Origin of the sequence: Marseilla massiliensis, assembly GCF_016899955.1 — a bacterium.
GTDB classification, from domain to species: Bacteria; Bacteroidota; Bacteroidia; order Bacteroidales; family Bacteroidaceae; genus Prevotella; species Prevotella intestinigallinarum.
The window spans coordinates 1-500 of record NZ_JACJJL010000099.1 but is presented as its reverse complement, the minus strand read 5'-3'; the positions used below and the strand labels follow the sequence as shown (position 1 = coordinate 500).

The following is a 500-nucleotide window of genomic DNA, read 5'->3' as shown; positions in this document are numbered from 1 at the left end:
ATCATGAAGTTCAGCAGCTCGCCTTTCTCGTTACATATCAAATGCAGTTTGAAACCGAAAAACCATCCCATGGAACACTTGCCCCTTTGGGCTATACCCTTGAATACCTTGTGGATATGTATCCTTTGATTCCTGCATACCCGCAACGGGGTGCTGTCCACGAAACTTATGCCTGTGCATTTTCCAAGCAACACTTTCTTAATGAAAAGAGCCAATGGTACAGCCACTTCTTTTTCAAGCTCCACAAAACGGTTGTATGAAACAATCTTTGGGAAGAGGTGGCGCAGATGTCTGCATACTTTTTCCAGATAGAAATGTTTCAGACAACGGTAGCCGGAGTCATGGAACAATATCATAATCAACATGATTTCTGCCTTTGACATAGTCGAATCGCGGTGATAACGCCGCTTGGTGCCTGATTTCAGCGTATATTTTTCCATCATTGCATCAAAAAACTTGCAGAAGTCGTCCGCCATACAAAATAATTCTGTAACTTTGTC

The 500-nt window shown here is 42.6% G+C and carries 1 protein-coding gene; it reads right to left on the bottom strand.

Annotation, left to right across the window (positions count from 1 at the left end):
- A partial coding sequence (locus H6B30_RS16075) for a transposase (RefSeq protein WP_275955222.1) occupies positions 1-500 on the bottom strand: 500 nt, incomplete at both ends.